The sequence below is a fragment of the Curtobacterium sp. L6-1 genome, from assembly GCF_018885305.1.
Taxonomy (GTDB): Bacteria; Actinomycetota; Actinomycetes; order Actinomycetales; family Microbacteriaceae; genus Curtobacterium; species Curtobacterium aetherium.
This window is the reverse complement of record NZ_CP076544.1, coordinates 294,804-316,408: the sequence shown is the minus strand read 5'-3', so window position 1 is coordinate 316,408 and position 21,605 is coordinate 294,804. Positions and strand designations below refer to the sequence as shown.

The 21,605-nt window shown below is 70.7% G+C and carries 18 protein-coding genes; 8 read left to right on the top strand and 10 right to left on the bottom strand.

The features are described 5' to 3' along the window. Window positions 1-24: 24 nt before the first annotated feature. The 4 genes from araA to KM842_RS01405 form a co-directional block, all read right to left on the bottom strand. Window positions 25-1,551, bottom strand: a complete 1,527-nt coding sequence (araA, locus tag KM842_RS01420) for an L-arabinose isomerase (protein WP_216260239.1) — start codon at window positions 1,549-1,551, stop codon at window positions 25-27. Then, window positions 1,548-2,249, bottom strand: a complete 702-nt coding sequence (locus KM842_RS01415) for an L-ribulose-5-phosphate 4-epimerase (protein WP_216260238.1) — start codon at window positions 2,247-2,249, stop codon at window positions 1,548-1,550. The genes araA and KM842_RS01415 overlap by 4 nt, the downstream gene beginning before the upstream one ends. Further along, a complete protein-coding gene (locus tag KM842_RS01410; protein WP_216260236.1) occupies window positions 2,246-3,877 on the bottom strand; it encodes a xylulokinase in 1,632 nt (543 codons plus the stop codon). Before KM842_RS01410 ends, KM842_RS01415 begins: the two co-directional genes overlap by 4 nt. A 103-nt stretch (window positions 3,878-3,980) precedes the next feature. After that, window positions 3,981-5,039, bottom strand: coding sequence for a LacI family DNA-binding transcriptional regulator (locus KM842_RS01405; protein ID WP_216260234.1), 1,059 nt, complete (start codon window positions 5,037-5,039; stop codon window positions 3,981-3,983). A gap of 185 nt (window positions 5,040-5,224) precedes the next feature. Here KM842_RS01405 and chvE point away from each other — a divergent pair, with 185 nt between their 5' ends. From chvE to mmsB, 3 genes are all read left to right on the top strand, one after another. Continuing rightward, a complete protein-coding gene (chvE, locus tag KM842_RS01400) occupies window positions 5,225-6,361 on the top strand; it encodes a multiple monosaccharide ABC transporter substrate-binding protein (RefSeq protein WP_216260232.1) in 1,137 nt (378 codons plus the stop codon). Between the two features lie 108 nt (window positions 6,362-6,469). Beyond that, a complete protein-coding gene (gene mmsA / locus KM842_RS01395; protein ID WP_216260230.1) occupies window positions 6,470-8,020 on the top strand; it encodes a multiple monosaccharide ABC transporter ATP-binding protein in 1,551 nt (516 codons plus the stop codon). After that, window positions 8,007-9,188, top strand: a complete 1,182-nt coding sequence (gene mmsB, locus KM842_RS01390; protein ID WP_216260228.1) for a multiple monosaccharide ABC transporter permease — start codon at window positions 8,007-8,009, stop codon at window positions 9,186-9,188. Before mmsA ends, mmsB begins: the two co-directional genes overlap by 14 nt. Before the next feature lie 111 nt (window positions 9,189-9,299). Here mmsB and KM842_RS01385 read toward each other — a convergent pair whose 3' ends face one another. Continuing rightward, on the bottom strand, window positions 9,300-10,667 hold the full coding sequence (locus KM842_RS01385) for an alpha-amylase family glycosyl hydrolase (protein WP_216260225.1): 1,368 nt from the start codon (window positions 10,665-10,667) through the stop codon (window positions 9,300-9,302). A gap of 92 nt (window positions 10,668-10,759) precedes the next feature. On the opposite strand from KM842_RS01385, the gene KM842_RS01380 reads away from it, so the two are divergent. Together KM842_RS01380 and KM842_RS01375 are read left to right on the top strand one after the other, a co-directional pair. Continuing rightward, window positions 10,760-11,158 carry a DUF3253 domain-containing protein gene (locus KM842_RS01380; RefSeq protein ID WP_216260223.1) on the top strand — a complete coding sequence of 133 codons (399 nt, stop codon included), beginning with the start codon at window positions 10,760-10,762 and terminating at the stop codon, window positions 11,156-11,158. 137 nt (window positions 11,159-11,295) lie between these two features. Continuing rightward, complete coding sequence (locus tag KM842_RS01375; RefSeq protein WP_216260221.1) at window positions 11,296-11,472, top strand: CsbD family protein; 177 nt, start codon at window positions 11,296-11,298, stop codon at window positions 11,470-11,472. A 276-nt stretch (window positions 11,473-11,748) separates the two neighbouring features. Here KM842_RS01375 and KM842_RS01370 read toward each other — a convergent pair whose 3' ends face one another. Then, window positions 11,749-12,822 carry a spore photoproduct lyase family protein gene (locus KM842_RS01370; protein ID WP_216260219.1) on the bottom strand — a complete coding sequence of 358 codons (1,074 nt, stop codon included), beginning with the start codon at window positions 12,820-12,822 and terminating at the stop codon, window positions 11,749-11,751. A 71-nt stretch (window positions 12,823-12,893) separates the two neighbouring features. Here KM842_RS01370 and KM842_RS01365 point away from each other — a divergent pair, with 71 nt between their 5' ends. Continuing rightward, window positions 12,894-13,217, top strand: coding sequence for a biopolymer transporter Tol (locus tag KM842_RS01365; RefSeq protein ID WP_216260218.1), 324 nt, complete (start codon window positions 12,894-12,896; stop codon window positions 13,215-13,217). A gap of 889 nt (window positions 13,218-14,106) precedes the next feature. Beyond that, on the top strand, window positions 14,107-14,412 hold the full coding sequence (locus tag KM842_RS01360) for a hypothetical protein (protein ID WP_216260216.1): 306 nt from the start codon (window positions 14,107-14,109) through the stop codon (window positions 14,410-14,412). Between the two features lie 93 nt (window positions 14,413-14,505). Here the strand turns inward: KM842_RS01360 and KM842_RS01355 are convergent, their stop codons facing one another. The 4 genes from KM842_RS01355 to KM842_RS01340 form a co-directional block, all read right to left on the bottom strand. After that, window positions 14,506-16,344 carry a glycoside hydrolase family 35 protein gene (locus tag KM842_RS01355; RefSeq protein ID WP_216260214.1) on the bottom strand — a complete coding sequence of 613 codons (1,839 nt, stop codon included), beginning with the start codon at window positions 16,342-16,344 and terminating at the stop codon, window positions 14,506-14,508. 67 nt (window positions 16,345-16,411) lie between these two features. Continuing rightward, a complete protein-coding gene (locus KM842_RS01350; RefSeq protein WP_216260212.1) occupies window positions 16,412-17,746 on the bottom strand; it encodes an ABC transporter substrate-binding protein in 1,335 nt (444 codons plus the stop codon). 142 nt (window positions 17,747-17,888) lie between these two features. Then, complete coding sequence (locus tag KM842_RS01345; protein ID WP_216260211.1) at window positions 17,889-18,851, bottom strand: carbohydrate ABC transporter permease; 963 nt, start codon at window positions 18,849-18,851, stop codon at window positions 17,889-17,891. Next, window positions 18,848-19,798, bottom strand: coding sequence for a carbohydrate ABC transporter permease (locus KM842_RS01340; RefSeq protein WP_216260209.1), 951 nt, complete (start codon window positions 19,796-19,798; stop codon window positions 18,848-18,850). Before KM842_RS01340 ends, KM842_RS01345 begins: the two co-directional genes overlap by 4 nt. A 195-nt stretch (window positions 19,799-19,993) precedes the next feature. Here KM842_RS01340 and KM842_RS01335 point away from each other — a divergent pair, with 195 nt between their 5' ends. Further along, complete coding sequence (locus KM842_RS01335) at window positions 19,994-21,037, top strand: LacI family DNA-binding transcriptional regulator (protein ID WP_301183810.1); 1,044 nt, start codon at window positions 19,994-19,996, stop codon at window positions 21,035-21,037. The last annotated feature ends 568 nt before the right edge of the window (window positions 21,038-21,605 follow it).

Sequence of the window (21,605 nt, the reverse complement as noted above, 5' to 3'; positions counted from 1 at the left end):
TCATGCTAGGCCTCCCGACCTGTCTCAGAAGCCGCGGTCGAGCCGGTGCCAGGTCTGCTGCGTGCGGACCTCGTCGCGGAAGCCGCGCAGCGTGGTGTGCTCGTCGATGACCAGGAACTCGGTGCCGATCATGGTGGCGAGGTCCTCGACCACCTGGATGCCGACGGCAGTCGTCATGACCGTGTGGTGCGCGGCACCGGCGGTGAGCCAGGCCTCGGCGGACACGGGGAACGACGGCTGCGGCTCCCAGACGGCACGGCCGACGGGCAGGTTCGGCAGCGCATCGGTGGGCTCGACGACCTCGACGACGTTCGCGGTGAGGCGGAAGCCGTCGCGGGTGTCGGACAGCGCGGCGACGACGGCGGGTCCGGCGTCGGCGGTGAAGACCAGGCGCACCGGGTCGTCCTTGCCGCCGATGCCGAGCGGGTGGATCTCGAGCGTCGGGGTGGACGACGTCAGGGTCGGCGAGACCTCGAGCATGTGCGCGCCGAGGATCTTCTCCGCTCCGGGCGTGAGGTCGTACGTGTAGTCCTCCATGAGCGAGGCGCCACCGGGCAGGCCGGCGCCGGCGACGTTCATCGCGCGGACGAGGACGGCGGTCTTCCAGTCGCCCTCGGCACCGAATCCGTAGCCGTCGGCCATGAGCCGCTGGACGGCGAGGCCGGGCAGCTGCTTGAGCGTGCCGAGGTCCTCGAAGTTCGTGGTGAACGCGGCGGAGCCGTTCTCCGCCAGGAGCGCGCGGAGGCCGAGTTCGATCGCGGCACCGTCACGGAGGGACTGGCGACGCTCGCCGCCGTCCTGCAGCTCCGGAACGAGGTCGTAGGCCGCGTCGTACTGCGCGACGAGCGCGTCGACGGCGGCGGTGTCGGCGGTCGCGGTCTCGACGGCCGCGACGAGGTCGTTGACGGCCCAGGTGTTGACCTGCACGCCGAGCTCGATCTCGGCCTCGGTCTTGTCGCCCTCGGTGACCGCGACGTAGCGCATGTTGTCACCGAAGCGCGTGAGCTTGAGCTCGCGGATCGCGGCGGCACCGGCGGCCGCACGGGTCCAGTCGGACACGCGCTGCTGGACGCGCGGGTCGGAGACGTGGCCGACGGCGGTGGCGTGCCGGACGCCCATGCGGGCCAGGGCGTAGCCGAACTCCCGGTCGCCGTGCGCGGCCTGGTTGAGGTTCATGAAGTCGAAGTCGATGTCCGCCCACGGCAGCGCGACGTTCGCCTGCGTGTGCAGGTGCAGCAGCGGCTTGGTCAGCGCGTTCAGGCCGCCGATCCACATCTTCGCCGGGCTGAACGTGTGCATCCAGGTGGTGACGCCGATGACCCTGTCGTCCGCGCTGGCCTCGATCAGGGCGCGGCGGATGCCGTCGGCGTCCTTCAGGACGGGCTTCCAGACGAGCTTCACCGGGACGTGCGGCGCCAGCTCGGCGTGCACCGCGCGGCTCTGCTCCTCGACCTGGCGGAGGGTCTCCTCGCCGTACAGGCCCTGCGAGCCGGTGAGGAACCACACTTCGTAGCCGTCGAGCGTGGCCTGGGGGTCGATGTCCTGCGTCATCGCATGGCTCCTTCGGGGTTCTGTCCGTAGACGTTCTGGTACCGGTCGAACAACCGGTCGATGTTCTCCTGGGCGATCGGCACGAGCTCGCCGCCCTGCTTCGCGATGTGCACCGTGCGCGCGACGTCCTCGCACATCACGGCGGCCTTCACAGCGTCCTTCGCGTCCTTGCCGATCGTGAAGACGCCGTGGTTCTGCATGAGGACGGCACGGGAGCGGTGTCCCGACAGCGTCTCGACGATGCCGCGGCCGATGGTGTCGTCACCGATGACCGCGAACGGGCCGACCGGGATCGGGCCACCGAACTCGTCCGCCATCGCGGTGATCACGCACGGGATCTCCTCGGCGCGGGCGGCCCACGCGGTGGCGTACGTCGAGTGGGTGTGCACGACGCCGTTCACCTCGGGCATGTTCCGGTACACGTATGCGTGGGCGGCGGTGTCGCTCGACGGGCCGTGGGCGTTGCCCCACCCCTCGGCCGGCACGCCGTCGAGGGTGCAGACGACCTGGTTGCCGGGCGTCAGGTCGTCGCTCGAGACGCCGCTCGGCTTGATGACGAAGAGGTCGGTGCCGGGGACGCGCTCGGAGACGTTGCCGCCGGTCCAGATGACCAGACCGTAGCGGACGAGTTCGCCGTGCAGCCGGGCCACGCGTTCACGGGCCGCGGCGACGGCCTCCTGGGTGGCGGTGTCGGTCATCGGGTCACGTCCTGTTCCTGCTCGGTGTCGGTGGTGGCGGTGGTGGTGGCGGTGGGCACCGCGGCGGCGAGCGCCTGGATCGGCAGAGCGGCGCGGAAGCGGTCGAGGTACGCCGCGAAGCCGTCGACGTCACGCCGGTCGGGCTCGACGACGTTCGTCGCGGCGGCGCCGAACACGGTCTGGTCGAGGTACTCGGCGAGCGAGCTGTCCGCGGCGTGCTCGAGGTAGGCGGCGAGGACGGCGATGCCCCACGCTCCGCCCTCGCTCGCGGTGGCCTCGAGGGCGACGGGCACGCGGAGGGCGGCGGCGAGCTGGCGCTGCGGCAGCCCGGGCGTCCGGAAGAGTCCGCCGTGCGCGGTCATCCGGTCGACGGCGACGCCCTCGCCGTGCAGGACGTCCATGCCGATCGCGAGCGTCGCGAACGCCCCCATGAGCTCGGCGCGGACCAGGTTGCCCAGGGTGAAGCGGGCGTCGGGTGCACGGAGGAGCAGCGGGCGGCCGTCCTCGACGCCGGTGACGGGTTCGCCGGCCAGGTAATTGACGGCGATGAGTCCGCCGGCGTCGGGGTCCGCGTCGGCGGCCTCGTCGAGGAGCGTGCGGAACACCGTGTCGGCGTCGACCGGGGCGCCCGCGGCGTCGGCGAAGCGTCCGAACACACGGGCCCAGCTGCCGATCTCGCTCGCGCCGTTGTTGCAGTGCACCATCGCGACGGCGTCCCCGGCGGGGGTGGTGACCACGTCGAGTTCCTCGTGCGGGGTGCCGAGGGGGCGCTCGAGGACGACCATCGCGAAGATGCTCGTGCCGACGCTGACGTTGCCGGTGCGCTGGGCGACCGCGTTCGTGGCGACCATACCGGTGCCGGCGTCGCCCTCGGGCGGGCACAGCGGCGCCCCGGGCAGGAGCGTGCCGCTCGGGTCGAGCCAGGCGGCACCCTCGGGCGTCAGCGAGCCGGCGTCCTGACCGGCGACGCGCACCTCGGGCAGGAGTGCGCGGAGGTCGGGGACGCCGATCAGGTCCTGCGCGGTCGCGAGCATCGTCGCGTCGTAGTCGCCGGTGGCGGGGTCGATCGGGAACATGCCCGACGCGTCGCCCACCCCCAGGACGTCCTGCCCGGTGAGGCGACGGTGCACGTAGCCGGCGAGCGTCGTGATGCCCGAGGTGTGCGCGACGTGCTGCTCGTCGTCGAGGACGGCCTGGTACAGGTGCGCGACCGACCAGCGGAGCGGGATGTTGAAGCCGAGGGCGTCGCTGAGGGCGGCGGCGGCCGGGCCGGTCGACGTGTTCCGCCAGGTCCGGAACGGTACGAGCAGGTCCCCGGCGTCGTCGAAGGGCAGGTAGCCGTGCATCATGGCCGAGACGCCGACGGCGCGGAACGTCGTCGGGGCGGAGCCGTTGTGGGCCTCCAGGTCGGCGACGAGGGCGGCGTAGGCCGCGCGGACACCGGTCTCGACGGCGGCCAGGGGGTAGGTCCAGCGGCCGTCGACGAACTCGTTCTCCCACTCGTGCGAGCCGGAGGCGATGACCGTGAGGTCCTCACCCACCAGACACGCCTTGATGCGGGTCGAACCGAGTTCGATGCCGAGGGTCGTGCGGCCGTCCGCGATCTCGCGGGTCCGGTCGTCGCTCATGGTGGGCCTCCTGCTCTCGCCGTCGAGTGAGCGCTCACACCGTAGCGCGTGAGCGCTCACCCGGACAACTCGTACCGACCGTGTCGTGCCGCGACGCAGGGCGTCAGGCCGAGCGGCGGACCACCAGCTCCGGTTGCAGCAGCGCGTCGTCGTGCTGGCCGCCCTCGAGCAGCGCCCGAGCCGACGCCAGCACCCGCTCCCCCATCGCCTGGAAGTCCTGCCGCACGGTGGTCAGCGGCGGGGTGAAGTGCGCCGCCTCCGGCAGGTCGTCGAAGCCGACGACCGCGATGTCGTCCGGGACGCGCAGCCCCTCCTCGGCGAAGGCGTGCAGGACGCCGAGCGCCATCTGGTCGTTCCCGGCGAAGACCGCGTCGACGGCGGCCGTGTCCATCGCCCGACCGGCCGCGAAGCCGCTCGCCGGGGTCCAGTCCCCCTGGAACACGACGGGCGTCAGGCCGAGCGAGCGCATCGTGCGTTCGTAGGTCGACCGGCGGACCTCGGCCTCCTGCGACACCGCCGGCCCCGTGATGTGCACGATGCGGCGGTGTCCCTGGTCGATGAGGTGCTGCAGCGCGAGCGTGGTGCCGGCCGCCTGGTCGATCGCGACGGCGGCGATCGTCGCGCCGCCGGTCCCGGGCACGACGAGGTCCGTCGGCAGCGCGTCCCGCTGCACGGCGTTCGCGACGACGACCGGGACGGCGACGGGGAGGGTCAGGGACGCCAGCGCCTCGAGCACCCGGTTGTCGGCCGCGACGAGGACCACGGCGGCGACGTCCTGGGCGAGCAGCGTCGTGAGCGCCTCGGACAGGTCGACGGGCCGCGGGTCGTCCGGCAGCGTCGAGAGCAGCACGTGGTACCCGGCGGTGCGGGCGGCACGCTCGAAGCCGATCGCCGTGCTCGACGGTCCGTAGAGCGCGTCGCCGGCACTGACCAGGCCGAGCGCCCGACTCCGCCCGCCGGCGAGGGCCCGGGCAGCGGCGCGGGGTCGGTAGCCGAGCTCCCCGATGGCGGTGGTCACCCGCGAGCGGAAACCGTCCCGGACCGTGGGGTCACCGTTGATCACGCGGGACACCGTCTGGTGCGAGACACCGGCGCGCTCGGCGACGTCGAAGATCGTCGGGGCCTTGCGTCCCCTGCCGTTCGGCGCCGCTGTCGTCGTCATCCGGTCACCGTACCGCGACACCAGTTCGGGGACGGGACATCCCGATCCGGTCACGACGAGTTGACACGGTGGAACACAACGCACATGATGTGAGCGCTCACTTCGAGCATCACATCCCCAGCGGGACACAGCAGCCCCGCACCCGAGCGCGTCGACGTCGACGCGAGAGGAACAGAGGTACTTCGATGAAGAAGCGCAGGATCGTCGCGAGCGTCACCGCTCTCGGTCTCGCCCTCTCCCTGGCCGCCTGCTCCGCTGGCGGCCGCGGTGCCACCAGCTCTGACGGCGGCGACGAGAGCAACGGCAACAAGGGCGCCCTCGTCGGTGTCGCCATGCCGACCAAGGTCTCCGAGCGCTGGATCAAGGACGGCGACGCCGTCAAGAGCAGCCTCGAGAAGGCCGGCTACAAGGTCGACCTCGAGTACGCGGACAACAAGATCCCCCAGCAGGTCCAGCAGGTCAGCAACATGATCACGAAGGGCGCGAAGGTCCTCATCGTCGCGTCCATCGACGGTGGTTCGCTCTCCGACCAGCTCGACGCAGCGGCCGAGGCCGGCATCAAGGTCATCTCCTACGACCGCCTGCTCACCGGCAACAAGAACGTCGACTACTACGTCTCGTTCGACAACTACAAGGTGGGCGTCGACCAGGCCACCTCCCTCCTCACCGGCCTCGGCCTGCTCGACTCGGACGGCAAGAAGACCGACGAGAAGGGCCCCTTCAACATCGAGGTCTTCGCCGGTTCGGCCGACGACAACAACGCCACGTTCTTCTTCAACGGCGCGATGGACACCCTCAAGCCGTACCTCGAGGACGGCACGCTGAAGATCGGCTCCGGCCAGGACGGCTTCACGCAGGCCGCCACGCAGCAGTGGGACCCGGCGCTCGCCAAGTCCCGCATGCAGAACCTCGTCGCGAAGTCGTACTCCGGCGGCACCAAGCTCGACGGTGTCCTGTCGCCCTACGACGGCATCTCGATCGGCATCATCTCGGCGCTCCAGGGTGCCGGCTACGGTTCGGGCGACCGCCCGCTCCCGGTGATCACCGGCCAGGACGCCGAGGCCGCCTCGGTCAAGTCGATCATCAACGACCAGCAGTACTCGACCATCTACAAGGACACGCGCCAGCTGGCCGACAAGTCCGCGTCGATGGCCCAGGACCTGCTGTCGGGCAAGAAGCCCGAGGTCAACGACACCAAGACGTACGACAACAAGGCCAAGGTCGTCCCGACCTACCTGTTCCAGCCGACGATCGTCACCAAGGAGAACTACGAGAAGGTCCTCGTCGACTCCGGGTACTACACGGACGCCGACCTCAAGTAGGTCGCGACTCCTCTTCGGACGGGAGGCCCGGTGCCGGGCTGGCACCGGGCCTCCCGTCCGTCCCCACCCACTCGCGCGCCGTCCCGGCGCCCAACGGAAGGCGGTCCCATGGCGGACACCATCCTCGAGATGCGCGACATCACCAAGACGTTCCCCGGCGTCAAGGCCCTGCAGAACGTCTCGCTCCAGGTCGAACGGGGCCAGGTCCACGCGATCTGCGGTGAGAACGGCGCGGGCAAGTCCACGCTCATGAAGGTCCTGTCCGGCGTGTACCCGGCCGGCAGCTTCGAGGGCGAGATCCTGCTCGACGGGAAGCCAGTCTCGTTCTCGACCATCAACGACTCCGAGGACGCCGGCGTCGTGATCATCCACCAGGAGCTCGCTCTGAGCCCCTACCTGTCGATCGCCGAGAACATCTTCCTCGGCAACGAGCGCTCCAAGCGCGGCTTCATCGACTGGAACAAGACGAACCTCGAGGCCGCGACGCTCCTGAAGCGCGTCGGCCTCAAGGACAACCCGATCACCAAGATCACGGACATCGGCGTCGGCAAGCAGCAGCTCGTCGAGATCGCGAAGGCGCTGTCGAAGAAGGTGAAGCTCCTCATCCTCGACGAGCCCACCGCCGCGCTGAACGACGACGACTCCGCACACCTGCTCGAGCTCATCCGCTCGCTGCAGGACGAGGGCATGACGGCGATCATCATCAGCCACAAGCTCAACGAGATCAAGGCGATCGCGGACAAGGTCACGATCATCCGTGACGGCCAGACCATCGAGACGCTCGACATGCACGCCGGCGAGGTCTCCGAGGACCGCATCATCCGCGGCATGGTCGGTCGCGACCTCTCCACCCGGTACCCGGAGCACGAGTCGGTCATCGGCGAGGAGCTCCTGCGCATCGAGGACTGGACCGTCCACCACCCGCTCGACGCCTCCCGCGAGATCATCCACCAGGCCAACCTGACGGTGCGCGCCGGCGAGATCGTCGGCATCGCCGGCCTCATGGGCGCCGGCCGGACCGAGCTCGCGATGAGCGTCTTCGGGCACTCGTACGGCACCGGCATCAGCGGCACCGTCTACAAGCGCGGGACCCCGATCAAGACGAACACCGTCACCGCCGCGATCGACAACGGTCTGGCCTACGCGACCGAGGACCGGAAGCGCTACGGCCTCAACCTGATCGACGACATCAAGCGGAACGTTTCCGGCTCGGCCCTCGGCAAGCTCGCCAACTGGGGCTTCGTGAACGGCTCGCAGGAGACCACCGTCGCGCGCGGGTTCCTCAAGGACATGAACATCAAGGCCCCGACGGTCAACGCGATCACGGGCAAGCTCTCCGGCGGCAACCAGCAGAAGGTCGTCCTGTCGAAGTGGATGTACTCCGACCCGGACGTGCTCATCCTCGACGAGCCGACCCGAGGCATCGACGTCGGCGCGAAGTACGAGATCTACACGATCATCAACGCGCTCGCGGACCAGGGCAAGGGGATCATCGTGATCTCCTCCGAGCTGCCCGAGCTGCTCGGCATCTGCGACCGCATCTACACGCTCTCCGAGGGCACCATCACCGCCGACGTCCCGCGCTCCGAGGCGTCGCCGGAAGTCCTCATGCAGTACATGACCCAGGAACGGGAGACCCCAGTCAATGAACGCGCTTAAGTCCGCCGCCAGCTACCTCACCGGGCAGCTCCGACAGATCGGCCTGTTCATCGCGCTGATCGTCATCGTCATCTTCTTCCAGGTGACGACGAACGGCATCACCCTGGCCCCGATCAACGTCTCGAACCTGATCGTCCAGAACAGCTACATCCTGATCCTCGCCATCGGCATGGTGATGGTGATCATCGCCGGCCACATCGACCTCTCCGTCGGTTCGGTCGTCGCGTTCACCGGCGCCATGGCGGGCGTCATGATTACGCAGTGGGGCATCCCGTGGCCGATCGCGGTCGTCCTCTGCCTCGTCCTCGGCGCGCTCGTCGGCGCATGGCAGGGCTTCTGGATCGCCTACTTCGGGATCCCGGCGTTCATCGTGACCCTGGCGGGCATGCTCGCCTTCCGCGGTGCCGCCCAGATCGCCCTGCAGAACCAGCAGATCTCGCCCTTCCCGGACGGCTTCCGCTCGCTCGGCTCCGGCTTCCTGCCGTCGTTCGGCACCTCGGGCTACGAGCCGCTCACCATGGTGCTCGGCCTCGCCGCCGCGGCGATCCTCGTCATCACGGGCTTCCGTGGGCGTGCGACCCGTCGCAAGTACCAGCTCGAGGACGAGCCGTTCGCATGGTTCATCACCAAGATGGCGTTCACCGTGGCGCTGGTCATCTTCATCGCGCTGCTGCTCGCCAGCTACAACGGCACCCCGATCGTCCTCGTGATCCTCGGCGTCCTGGTGATCGCGTACTCGATGGTCATGCGCAGCGCCGTGTTCGGCCGCCACATCTACGCGATCGGCGGCAACCCGCTCGCCGCGCAGCTGTCCGGCGTCAAGACGAAGCGCGTCACGTTCCTGCTCTTCGTGAACATGGGTGTCATCTCGGCCCTGGCCGGCGTGGTGTTCACCGGCCAGCTCAACCTCGCCTCGCCGAGCGCGGGCAACGGCTTCGAGCTCGACGCGATCGCGGCCGTGTTCATCGGTGGCGCGGCCGTCACGGGCGGCATCGGCACGGTGCCGGGCGCGATCGTCGGTGGTCTCATCATCGGTCTGCTCAACAACGGCATGTCGATCCTCGGTGTCGGTTCCGAGTTCCAGCAGCTCATCAAGGGCTTGGTGCTCCTCGCCGCCGTCGCGTTCGACGTGTTCAACAAGCGCCGCGCGGCCTCGGCCCGCAAGTAGTCCGGCCGCGGTCGTCCCGACCGCACCCGAAAGCGACAGATCTCCGTGGAGCACCCACGGAGATCTGTCGCTTTCGCGTTCCCCTCGCGGGTGCGCCGGGCTGTCGGGCCGTCAGGCCGTCAGGACGGCCCAACCGGCGGCCGGGAGGCGCAGCCGCCCCTCCGACAGGTCGCCTGCGCCGACCTCCACGCGCGTCGCGTCCGCTGCGGGCAGGACCACCGGCTCGGGTGCGAGGTTCAGGGCGGTGACCACAGCCTCCCGGTCGGTCGCGGTGCGGAGCACCAGCGCGGTGTTGTCGAGGTGCACCACGTCGGTGTGTGCACGGTGGAGCCACGGGTGCCGACGTCGGAGCGCGATGAGTGCCTGGTGCGCGTGCAGCAGGTCTGCCGCCGCTCCCGTCGGCACCGGCGGCACGTCCGGGAACGCCGGTCGGACGGCGTCGTCGCCGCCTTCCCGCTCCTCCTTCACGCCGGTCCAGCCGAACTCGTCGCCCGCGTAGACCGACGGTGTGCCGGCCACCGTGCAGAGCACCGCGAGGGCGTGGGCGGCGAACCCCTCCCCCACCGCGCTCGCGATCCGGGTGACGTCGTGGTTGCCGACGAAGGTGCTCGGGGCGAACGTGGCGAGCAGCTCGTCGTGCCGCTCGATCGCGTGCGCGAGCTCGTAGCAGTTCCGGTCGGCGATGCCGTGCCAGATGCCCTGCCACAGTTCGTACTGCGTCGTGGAGTCCATCGTCGACTCGCGGACGATCGCCGCGGTGTCGCCGTGGATGACCTCGCCGGAGAACCACGCGTCCGGGAAGCGCTCGCGCACCCGCGGCAGCACCCGCGCCCAGAAGGCCGGTGGGACCGCGTAGGCCGCGTCGAGCCGCCAGCCGTCCACGCCGCGCTCGAGCCAGTGCGTCATCACCGCGACGACGAGGTCCTCGGTCGCCTGCGTGGCGTGGTCGAGGGCCACCAGGATGTCGTGCCCCTCGAACGACCCGACCGGCACCGGCTGTCCGGGCTGCCACCCGGACCAGTCGACCGCGAACAGGTCGGCCGTGGTCGCCCCGGGCCCGTCGGTGGCGAGGGCGCGGAACGCGGGGTGGTCGCGGCCGACGTGGTTGAAGACGCCGTCCAGCAGCACTCGGACGCCCCGCTCGTGCGCCGCGTGCACCAGGTGGTCGAAGTCGCCGTCGTCACCGAGCCGCGGGTCGATCCGGAAGTGGTCGACCGTGTCGTACCCGTGGGTCGAGCTCGCGAACACCGGCCCGAGCAGCAGCCCGTTCAGACCGAGGTCGACGACGTGGTCGAGCCACCCCTCGATGCGACCGAGCCGGTGCTCGACCTGCCGGTCCTCGACGGCGGAGTCCGGGCGGACCTCCGCGCCGACGAACCCGAGCGGGTAGACGTGCCACCACATCACGTGCTCGACCCAGGCGGGCTCGCCCGTTCTCGTCCCGGGCACGGCGTTCGGCGCTGCGGCTGCGGAGTCCATCCCTGCATGCTGCCAGGCGGCCCTGGCCGACACCGGCGATCGGGGTACCGCCAGCCTGGAAGCGCGTCGGTGGTCGGGACGATCATGGCGGCATGGGACGAGCCATCCGCACCGAGGACGACGCACGCCGCTCAGCGCAGGCGCACGCGGAACGCACGTGCGCCTCGTGCGGACGCCGGATGCCCGACATGGCCGGGCCGGACGCGAAGTGGTGCTCGGACGCCTGCCGCCGGCACAAGCTCGACGACACCGATCGCACCCTCGAGCGCACGATCGACGACCTGCTCGACGCCCGGGCCCTCACGTCGAGCATCTGCCCCTCGGACGCCGCCCGCGCGATCGGCGGCGAGGACTGGCGCGACCTCATGGAACCCGCCCGACGAGCGGCCCGCCGGATGGTCGCGCGGGGCGAGGTCGAGATCACGCAGGGCGGGAACGTCGTGGACCCGTCGACCGCCAAGGGCCCGATCCGCATCCGCCGCCCGCGCTGAACGACCACGCTGGACGCCGGGTCGGCGACCGCGGGGTACACGTCGCTCGGACCCCGCCGTGAACGACGCCGGAGCCGGGGTTAGCGTCAGCAGCACGCGCCGGGGATCCTCGGCGGATCCCCGCAGGAAGGAACACCATGTCGCTCGCAGACAAGGCCAAGGACGCCACCCAGAAGCTCGCCGGCAAGGCCGAGGAGGCCGTGGGCAAGCACACCGACGACGCCGAGCTCACCGCGCAGGGCCACAAGGACCAGGGCATGGGCGAGGCGCGCATGCAGACCGAGAAGGCGAAGGACGCCGTCGACGGCAAGTGATCGACGCTCCACCACGCAACGCCCGTACCGCTCGCGGTGCGGGCGTTCGTCGTGCGGGGCGGACTGGATGATCCCCAGCGCACGGTCGATCCCCTTGTGCTGTGCGGCTCGCGCGACGCGAACGACCAGGCGCCCCGTCGACCCAGCGTCAGTGCGGGCGAGGACGCGGAGGGCGTCGGCCTGGGTCGGCCCGACGAGGGTGGCGAGCGGGGTGGCGAGCGGCCTGTCCGGAGTGCACCGCCGATCGGTCCACGTGGACACGGATCGTGTGCACCGTCAGAACGCGTAGCGGATGCGGCAGGACGGCAGGTTCTCGGCGACGAGCGCCCGGAAGCGGTCGAGGTGCCGCGCCTTCATCGCTGCGCGGTACCGGATGTTGACGGCGCCGTTCTGCGACAGCTTCTGCTCCTGCAGGTCCGGGCGCCAGAGCAGGTCCTCGGCCTTCGGGTGCCACCCGAGGTTCACCTCGTGCAGCTGTTCGTTGTGGGTGAGGAAGATCACCTCGGCCGCGAGCTGTGCCTTCGCTGCCGGGGAGAGCACGTCGTCAACCTCCCGCAGCAGTGCGGCCCAGTCGGCTTCCCACGTCGGCGTCAGGATGACGGGCGAGAAGTTCAGGTGGACCTCGTACCCGGCCTCGACGAAGTCGTTCACGGCCGTCAGTCGTTCGGCGATCGGCGACGTCCGGATGTCCGTCACCTTCGCCGGCTCGTGCGGCATCAGCGAGAACCGGATGCGTGTCCGGCCCATCGGGTCCCAGTCGAGGAGGTCCCGGTTGACGTACTTCGTGGCGAACGACGCCTTCGCGGTCGGCGTCATCCGGAACAGGTCGCACAGGTCGCGGACGTTGTCGCTGAGCATCGCGTCCACCGAGCAGTCACTGTTCTCGCCGATGTCGTAGACCCAGGCCTCGGGGTCGCACTGGTTCGGTTCGGTCTTCGGGCCCTGCTTGTGGATGTTGCGCGCGAGGTGCTTGGTGATCTGCTCGATGTTCGCGAAGACGGTGACCGGGTTGCTGTAGCCCTTGCGGCGGGGCACGTAGCAGTACGCGCAGGCCATGGCGCAGCCGTTCGCGGTGGACGGTGCGATGAAGTCGGCCGACCGACCGTTCGGACGGGTGACGATCGACTTCTTCACGCCGAGGACGAGCGCCTCGGTCTTGATCCGCACCCAGCGGGAGACGTTCCGTTCGTCGCCGTGCACCTCGGGGATCTGCCAGTGCGACGCGACGGGCACGATCTCGGCGTCCGGCCACCGCCCGACGATCTCCTGCCCGCGAGGCAGTTCGAGGGCGGCGTCCTCGGCGTAGATCCGCTTGACGTCGAGCAGGGGGCGCACGCGGGAGTCGGTCATCACCGTCCGTTCTACCGGTCACCACCGACAGGTCCGACGGTCCCGCCAGGCTCGTCGGGCAGACTCGGGGCATGACCGCCGGCGTGGAGGACGACCACTTCTTCGTCGTGGACGGGCGGCGCTGGCGACGCACCGACCCGGCGATACCCGAGGACCTCGCCGCGCGGCTCCGGTCCCACCTCGGTCGTGGTCGGAACGCGGTCAAGCAGGCGAAGCGGGCTGGGGACGAGGACGCCCTCGCTGCCGCCCGGCACCGGAACGGCCTCGCGAAGAACGGGCTCGGGGAACGCGGCCGGGAGTGGTGGACGCGTCCGGAGTCCGAGCGGCTCGCTCAGGCCGAGCAGGCCCTCGCGGACCTCGACCGCCTGGACGGAGCGGGCTCGCCCCGGTCCTGATCGGGGCCGTCCGGCCGGCGGCTGTGCCGGGGTCGTCGGCCGGCGGTTGCGCCGGGGTCGTCGGCTGGCGGCTGCGCCGGGGTCGTCGGCCGGCGATTGCGCCGGGGTCGCACGATCTGCCGTTCCGGCTCGTCCGACCCGGCCGTCCGTGCGACTCCGGCGGACGGGCGGCGGCGGGTCCTGCGACCTCGGTAGGCAGGCGGGCTGGCTCGCGCCCGCACGGCCGCGCCAGGCGGCCGCCCCGGGCGGGCGGGCGGCTGCCGAAGTCGCACGATCTGCCGCTCAACCCGTTCTGACCCGGCAGTCCGTGCGACCTGGGCGGACAGGCGACGGCGCGTCGTGTGACCTCGACAGTCCGGCGACGGCGAGTCGTGCGACCTCGGCGGACAGGCGACGGCGCGTCGTGCGACCTCGGCGGCGGGTAGGCGAGGCGCATCCTGCAACCTCGCTGGACGGGTAGCGGCCGTTCCCGCGACATCGGCAGGCGGTCGGGCTCGCGCCCGCGCGGCCGCGCCGGGCCGGCGGCCGCCGAAGTCGCAGGATCTGCCGCTCAACCCGGTCCGACCCGGCAGTCCGTGCGACCTCAGCGACCGGGCGACGGCGCGTCGTGCGACCTCGGCCGAGGGGCGACGGCGCGTCGTGCGACCTCGGCCCACGGGCGACTCGCGCCCGCGCCTGCCGGCCGGAGCGACGGGAGGCGCGGGGCCGTCCCGCCCCGTGGCTCCCCACCAGCACGCCGAGCGGCACGCCGAGCGGCACGCGCGCGACGGCACCACCTCAGCCGGACGGCGGACGCGACACCCGGTTTCCCCACCTTCCGGATGAGGTGCGAGCGATCCTCGCGGCCGTAGGCTCATCGCGGCGAGGACGCCGAGGAACGAGGGGGACCATGAACGACATCGTCACGCACACGGGCACGCTGGTGGGGCTGCGTACCGGGACGACCACCGCCGAGGGGCCGGACGGCGCGCGGGTCGGCGTGCTGCTCGAGCTCTGCTCGGAGGACAGCGCCGGGGTCCGTCGACCGTGGGAGCTCCTCGTGACGCCCGCACAGGCCGCGGCGTTGGTCGAGGCCGAACGGACCGAGCCCGGCGTGCTCGTCCGCTTCGCCGGGAAGCGACTCGGCGACCACGCCGGCGTGCCGCTGATCCGGGTGGGCCGCATCGCGGTGCTCGTCCCCGAACCGACCTGCTGACCCGGACGCCGCGGCCACACGGCCGACCCCGACGACACGACAGCGCCCCGGGACACCCCGGGGCGTTGTCGTCGTCCGTGAGACGTGTCCCAGTCAGGCCTCGGTGTGGCCCAGTTCAGGTTCCACGCACATACAGACAGTGCGTGCCGCGGCGGCGTGCACCTCGAACACGACGACCTCGTTGCGCCCGGAGCGCAGGACGGGTCCCGGCACGGCGAGGGTCTTCTGCGGTCCCCGCGACCAGTAGCGGCCCAGGCAGAAACCGTTCACCCAGACGACACCCTTCCGGAACCCGTCCAGCGCCAGGTAGCGGTCGATCGTCGCACCGCTCACGGGCAGGTCGAACGTGCCGATCCCGAACGCCGGTCCGGCCAGGGTCTCCCCCGCGGTGGTCGTCGCCGCGCGGAGCACCTCGACGGCACCCTCGGGGAGCGGGTCGAGCGCGAGCGGCGACACCGTCCACCGCGACAGCTCGACGCCATCGACGCGGACGGCACCGATCAGGCCCTTCGGCTCCCCGATGCGCGGCCCGTAGTCGACGCGGCCCTGGTCCTCGACGAGCAGCTCCAGGAGGCCCGTCACCGGTGGCAGGGCGACGGCACGGTCGTGGTGCTCGCGCTCCAGGACGCCGACCGGCCGACCGTCCACGCGGACGAGGACCCGGTCGCGGACCTCCTCGTCGACGGTCAGCACGCCGCCCTCGGGCAGGTCGACCTCGGTCCGGTAGAGCACGAAGCCGGACGCGGCGCCGAGCTCGTCGAACGTCGGCGGCGTCTCGTGGGTCGTCCACGCGGTGACGGCCGGCAGCAGCTCGGCGAGCGGCAGGACGCGGTCGAGGCTGACGGCGACGTCCGCGGCGGGGGTCGGTCGGGCCTCCTGACCGTCGCTGACACCCACGTCGGATCCGAGCCGACCGGATCCGCCCGGCTGCATCGTGGCGGGCAGGTCGGGCACGGGCGCGTAGCGGGCGATGACCGCACGGAAGGCGTGGAACTTCTCGGTCGGACGGCCCGCTTCGTCGAGCGGCGCGTCGTAGTCGTAGGACGTCGCGATGGGCCGGTACACGCCCTTGTCGTTGGCACCGTTCGTGAAGCCGAAGTTGGTCCCACCGTGGAACATGTAGATGTTCACTGAACCGCCGGCCGCCAACAGGACGTCCAGGTCCTCGGCACTCGCCGCGGCGGGCGTCGTGTGGTGGTGCTCGCCCCAGCTGTCGAACCAGCCGTCCCAGAACTCGGAGCACATCAGCGGACCGGTCGGCTGCGCCTGCCGGAGCCGGGCCAGCCGCTCCGACGAGCGGGACCCGAACGACCCGGTCTTGTGCAGCGACGGGAGCGACCCGTCCTCGAGCATCGAGTCCATCGGCTGGTCGACACTCGTGAACGGCACGGTGAGGCCGACGTCACGGTGCATCTGCTCGAGCTTCTGGAGGTAGACCGGGTCGGACCCGTACGCGCCGTACTCGTTCTCGACCTGCACGAGCACGATCGGGCCGCCGGCGTCGATCTGCCGGGGCACCAGGATCGGTGCGAGCGCGTCGAGGTAGCGGCCGACGGCGGCGAGGAACTGCGGCTCGTCGCGGCGGATGCCGACCGTGCCGTCGGTGAACAGCCAGAACGGCAGGCCGCCGTTGGTCCACTCGGCGCAGATGTACGGGCCGGGGCGGACGATGGCGTGCATGCCCTCGGCGGCGACGAGGTCGAGGAAGCGGCCGAGGTCGAGTCCGCCGGAGAAGTCGAAGGTGCCGGGTGTGGCCTCGTGGGCGTTCCACGCGACGTAGGTCTCGACGGTGTTCAGGCCCATGAGCTTGGCCTTGCGGATCCGGTCGGCCCACAGGTCGGGGTGCACGCGGAAGTAGTGGATCGCACCGGAGAGGACGCGGTGCGGCTGCCCGTCGAGCAGGAAGTCGGTGTCGCCGATGGCGAAGCGCATCTCGCGCCTTTCTTCGTGGGAACGCGGCCGTGCGGGAAGCCCGCACGGCCGCGTCGATGGGGTGGTGCTACTTGCTGGAGACGCTGAAGCCCTGGTCCTTGCCGTACTTCACGAGCGCGTCCTGCCAGGCCTTCAGGCCGGACTCGAGCGACGTGCCCTTCTCGTACGACTGACCGACCGTGTCGGCGTAGACGCTGTTCGCGTACACCTGGTACGGCAGGTAGGTGAAGTCGTTGTCCGACGCCTTGGACGCGTCGACGAGCACCTTGTTGATCTGCTGGCCACCGAAGTACTCCGGCTTCTCGTCCAGGAAGGCCGAGGATTCGAGGTCCGCGGTAGTCGACGGGAAGCCGCCGGACTCCATGAAGACCTTCGTGGACTCCTTCGACGAGTTCAGCCACTTGAGGAAGCCGGCGGCGAGGGCCGAGTTCTTCGACTGCTCCATGACGACCTCGGCGCTGCCGCCGTTGCTCGCCGTGGTCGCGGTACCGCCGTCGTAGGTCGGCATCGGGGCGACGCGCCAGTCACCCTTGGCGTCGGCGACGCTGGCCTCGAGGTTGCCGGGCATCCAGGCACCGGTGATCATCGTGGCGATCTGGCCGTTGCCGAGCTGCTTGTACCAGTCGTCGGTCCAGCCGACGGTCTTGGCCAGGAGACCCTTCTCGACGAGCTGGTCCCAGGTCTTCGTCCACTTCTTCGTGCCCTCGTCCTGCAGGTCGATGGTCACCTTGTCACCGTCGGTGGTGAACGGGGTGCCGCCTGCCTGGGCGATCATGCTCGTGGTGAAGCCCGCGTCGCCGGAGTCGGCGGCCAGGTACTTCTCGGGGTCCGCTTCGTGCAGCTTCTCGGCCGCCGTGACGTACTCGTCCCACGTCTTGGGGACCGAGATGTCGTACTCGTCGAACACCTTCTTGTTGTAGAACATGGCCATGGGGCCGGAGTCCTGAGGCAGGCCGTAGACCTTGCCGTCCATCGACACGGAGTTCCACGTACTCGCGGCGAACTTGTCCTCCAGGTCGCCGAACCCGTAGTCGGACAGGTTGAGCAGCGACTCGGAAAGGGCGAACTGCGGCAGCGCGTAGTACTCGACCTGGGCGACGTCGGGAGCGCCCGACCCGGCCTTGATCGTGTTCTGCAGCTTGGTGTACTGGTCGGCGCCGGTGCCGGCGTTGACGAGCTTGACCTTCACCTTGGGGTAGGCCTTCTCGAACGCGGCGACCTGGTCCTTCGCGGACGGCGTCCACGACCAGTAGGTCAGCGTGCCGCCCTGGTCGAGGGCCTTGTCGATGTCGGAGGCCGAGCCGCCGGAGCCGGAGCCGCCGGACGCGCAGGCGGCGAGGGCCATGGCGGCGGTGACGCCGATGGCGAGGGCGCTGAGCCCGCGCCGGAGACGCTTCTGCATGGTGGTGCCTTTCACTTCATCGTGAAGAAGGGACTTCTTCGTGGGAGGGACTGCTGGTGCTGGGTCGGTGCGGTGCTCTGCGGGGCCGACCCGTGCCTCCCGGCCGTGGTCCGGTGCTGTGGACCGGGGCCGGGCGGCGGGATCAGGCCTTGACGGACCCGGCCGCCAGGCCGGACTGCCAGAAGCGCTGCAGGAAGAGGAACGCGACCACGATCGGGATGATCGTGAGGAGCGAACCGGTGACGACGAGGTTGTAGATCGGCTGCGCACCGGAGCCGGTGGCCTGCGCGTTCCACTGGTTGAGGCCGACCGTCAGCGGGTACCACTTCGGGTCGCTCAGCATGATGAGCGGCAGGAAGTAGTTGTTCCACGTCGCGACGACCGCGAACAGCAGGACGGTGACGACGCCGGGGGCGAGGAGCTTGAGCGCGATGGTGAAGAAGATCCGGAACTCGCCGGCGCCGTCCATGCGGGCTGCCTCGATGAGCTCGGTGGGGATCGCCTCGACCGCGTAGGTCCAGATGAGGTACATGCCGAACGGGCTGATGAGCGACGGCAGGATGATCGCCCAGGGGGTGTTCGTCAGGCCGACCTGCGAGAAGAGCAGGAAGGTCGGGACGGCGAGGGCGGTGCCGGGGACCGCGATCGCGCCGAGGACCACGGCGAACACCGCACGACGGCCGGGGAACTGGAACTTCGCCATGCCGTAGCCGGCGACCGTGGCGAGCAGCGTGGCCCCGCCGGCGCCGATCACGACGTAGAGCAGCGTGTTGCCGAGCCACTGCACGAAGATGCCGTCGTTGTACGTCAGAGTGTCGACGATGTTCTGCCAGAGGTTGAAGTCCCCGCCGAACCAGAGGCCGAACGTGGACAGCAGCGACACCTGCGTCTTGGTGCTGTTGACGAGCAGGTAGAACAGCGGCGCGAACGAGTAGACGACGAACACGACCATGACCGCGGTCAGGAGACCGGAGCGCTTCACCTTGCGGCCGTCGACGGGCTTGCGGGACTTCCGGGAGGCGCGCCCACCGCCGTCGCGCGGGTCGCGCTGCGTCGTGGTCGCCTCCGTCACGGTGAGGGGGGCGGGACCCTGCAGGGTGCTCATCGGTTCTCCTGTCGGGTGCCGCGGACCTGCACGACGTAGGCGATGACGGCGGTGATGACGCCCATCACGATCGCGACGGTGGCGGAGTAGTTGAACTGCTGCCCGCTGAACGACAGCGAGTAGGCGTACATGTTCGGGGTGAAGGCGCTGCCGATCACGTTCGGGGCGAGCGTCTTGAGCAGGTTCGGCTCGTTGAAGAGCTGGAAGCTGCCGATGATCGAGAAGATCGTGGCGATGACCATCGGGCCGCGGAGGGCCGGGAGCTTGATCGAGAAGACCGTGCGCATCGGGCCGGCGCCGTCGAGCTCGGCGGCCTCGTAGAGCTCGCCGGGGACGGTGCGGAGGGCCGCGTAGAAGATCAGCATGTTGTAGCCGAGGAACTCCCACGTGACCACGTTGCCGATCGACGTGAGGACCCAGCTCGGGCTGAACGGCTGGAGCAGGTCGATGCCGAGCGCGTCGTTCGCCGCACCGGTCAGGCCGAACTGGTTGCCGTAGATGAAGCCCCAGATGAGGGCGGCGACGACGCCGGGGACCGCGTAGGGCAGGAAGACCGCGATGCGGAAGAAGCCGGTGCCCCAGAGCCGCGCACTGTCGAGCGCGAGGGCGGCGACGAGCGCGAGGCCGAGCATGATCGGCACCTGGACGACCAGGAAGATCGCGACCCGACCGAAGCCGGCCCAGAACTTGGTGTCCTGGAAGAGCTGGACGTAGTTGGCGAACCAGACGAACTGGTTGCCGCCGATGAGCTGGTCGCGGAACAGGCTGAGCCAGAGGGCGTAGCCGATCGGGACGACGAGCATCGCGATGAGGACGACCACGAACGGGCCGACGAACAGCCAGCCGGTCAGTCGACCCCGGGGCTTCCCACGGCGACGCGGAGCGGGGGCCGTGCCCTCGCCACGTCGCGGCGCGGCCTCGGGGCTCCGCGCGGTGAGCGTGCTCATGTGACTCCTTCGTCGTGTCCTGCGTGACGTCGATGGGACCACCGGCCGAACCGCGGTGGTGCTGCTGCCGCGACGGCCGATGTTGACGTCAACATCGAACGGAGCGACCATAGCATGGCAACGTCAACATGCACTAGCGTTCGCAGGAGTGACCGGCTCCGGTGCCGCTCACCACCGATCGCACGAAGGGGGCGCGTGACCATCCCCACCACCACGGACCCCGCGGCCGTCCCCCGCCGCGCGCCGTCGCTCTCCGCCGTCGCCGAGGCCGCCGGTGTCTCGATGCAGACCGTCTCCCGTGTCGCCCGCGGCTTCGACAACGTCAGCCCCGAGACCCGCACGCGCGTCCAGCAGGCAATGTCCGAGCTCAGCTACCGCCCGAACCGCGCCGCCCGCGCCCTGCGGTCCGGACGCTTCCGCACCATCGGCGTGATCATGTTCACCCTCGCGTCCTTCGGCAACATGCGCACCCTCGAGGCCATCGCGGACGCCGCCGGGGCCGCCGACTTCACGATCACGCTGCTGCCGATGGCCTCCCGCACCGAGGAGGGCGTCCGCAGCGCCTTCTCCCGCCTACACGAACAGGCCGTCGACGGCGTCGTGATCATCATCGAGTCGCACGTCATCGACACCGCCGAGGTCGCGCTGCCCGACGGCGTCCCGATGGTGGTCGTCGACTCGACCGGCACCACCGAGCACCCCGCGATCGACACCGACCAGGCCGACGGCGCTCGGCTCGCCACGCAGCACCTGCTCGACCTCGGCCACGAGACCGTCTGGCACGTCTCGGGTCCCGCATCGTCGTACTCGGCAGCGCGGCGCCAGGCGGCGTGGGCCGCGACCCTCACCGCCGCCGGCCGGCCCGTCCCCCCGGTGTTCGAGGGCGACTGGAACACCTCGTCCGGGTACCAGGCCGGCCTGTCGATCGCGGCGCGGTCCGAGATCACGGCGGTCTTCGCGGCGAACGACCAGACCGCGCTCGGGGTGCTGCGTGCCTGCCACGAGCTCGGCCGCCCGGTCCCGTCGTCGCTCAGCGTGGTCGGCTTCGACGACTCCCCCGAGTCCGACTCGTTCTGGCCGCCGCTCACCACCGTGCACCAGTCGTTCGACGAGGTCGGGCGCCGCGCGGTCGCCACGCTGCTCACCCAGATCGAGGGCGGCGCAGCCACGGCAGCGACCGACCTGGTGCCGGTGCGGTTGGTCGAGCGGGCGAGCACGGCGGCGCCGCCGGCGCGCTGACGCCGGACGGGCGAAGGCGGACTCGGCCGTGAGCGTCGGCGAGGTCCGCGCTGAGCGACGGGATCCGCGACGGCGGCCACGCGCGGTGTCGCTGAGTGCGAACCGCGCGGCGCGGCTCGCGCCAGCTGCGCGGCACCGCACGGGAGGCGCGTGCCCAGCCCGCCACGCGCCTCCCGGCCGCCGCCGCTCGCGACCATTCGCGCTGGGCGACAGGATCCGCGACGGCGGCCCCGCGCGGTGTCGCTGAGCGCGAACCGTGCGGTGCGGCTCGCGCCAGCTGCGCGGCACCGCACGGGAGGTGCGTGCCCAACCCGCCACGCGCCTCCCGTCCGCCGCCGCTCGCGACCATTCGCGCTGGGCGACTGGATCTGCGGCGGCGGACCCGCGGGGTGTCGCTGAGCGCGAATCCTGCAACAGCGCACCCGAACCGCGCACCCGCCACGCGCCTCCCGGCCGCCGCCGCTCACGTCCATTCGCGCTGAACGACCGGATTCGCGACAGCGGCCCCGCGGGGTGTCGCTGAGCGCGAATCCCGCAATCGCACACCCGCACCGCACCCGGACCGCGC